At 52.3% G+C, this 1,257-nt stretch carries 1 rRNA gene; it reads right to left on the minus strand.

Annotated features, from left to right (window positions below):
- Positions 1-48: 48 nt before the first annotated feature.
- Positions 49-1,257: ribosomal RNA gene (locus I6E70_RS20510) — 16S ribosomal RNA — on the minus strand; the annotation flags it as partial.

The following is a 1,257-nucleotide window of genomic DNA, read 5'->3' on the forward strand; positions in this document are numbered from 1 at the left end:
TAACAATCATCTGTGTGGACACTACGAACAAATAAGTTCTAAATCGTATAAGGAGGTGATCCAGCCCCAGGTTCCCCTAGGGCTACCTTGTTACGACTTCACCCCAGTCATGAATCACTCCGTGGTAAACGTCCTCCCGAGGGTTAGACTATCTACTTCTGGAGCAACCCACTCCCATGGTGTGACGGGCGGTGTGTACAAGGCCCGGGAACGTATTCACCGCGTCATTCTGATACGCGATTACTAGCGATTCCGACTTCATGGAGTCGAGTTGCAGACTCCAATCCGGACTACGACGCACTTTAAGTGATTCGCTTACTCTCGCGAGTTCGCAGCACTCTGTATGCGCCATTGTAGCACGTGTGTAGCCCTACACGTAAGGGCCATGATGACTTGACGTCGTCCCCACCTTCCTCCGGTTTATCACCGGCAGTCTCCTTAGAGTTCTCAGCATTACCTGCTAGCAACTAAGGATAGGGGTTGCGCTCGTTGCGGGACTTAACCCAACATCTCACAACACGAGCTGACGACAGCCATGCAGCACCTGTATCAGAGTTCCCGAAGGCACCAAACCATCTCTGGTAAGTTCTCTGTATGTCAAGTGTAGGTAAGGTTCTTCGCGTTGCATCGAATTAAACCACATGCTCCACCGCTTGTGCGGGCCCCCGTCAATTCATTTGAGTTTTAACCTTGCGGCCGTACTCCCCAGGCGGTCTACTTAATGCGTTAGCTTTGAAAAACAGAACCGAGGCTCCGAGCTTCTAGTAGACATCGTTTACGGCGTGGACTACCGGGGTATCTAATCCCGTTTGCTCCCCACGCTTTCGTACATGAGCGTCAGTGTTGACCCAGGTGGCTGCCTTCGCCATCGGTATTCCTTCAGATCTCTACGCATTTCACCGCTACACCTGAAATTCTACCACCCTCTATCACACTCTAGTTTGCCAGTTCGAAATGCAGTTCCCAGGTTGAGCCCGGGGCTTTCACATCTCGCTTAACAAACCGCCTGCGTACGCTTTACGCCCAGTAATTCCGATTAACGCTCGCACCCTCCGTATTACCGCGGCTGCTGGCACGGAGTTAGCCGGTGCTTCTTCTGTCAGTAACGTCACAGCTAACGGGTATTAACCGTTAACCTTTCCTCCTGACTGAAAGTGCTTTACAACCCGAAGGCCTTCTTCACACACGCGGCATGGCTGCATCAGGCTTGCGCCCATTGTGCAATATTCCCCACTGCTGCCTCCCGTAGGAGTCTGG

Source organism: Pseudoalteromonas sp. NGC95 (assembly GCF_015864705.1).
GTDB classification, from domain to species: Bacteria; Pseudomonadota; Gammaproteobacteria; order Enterobacterales; family Alteromonadaceae; genus Pseudoalteromonas; species Pseudoalteromonas arctica.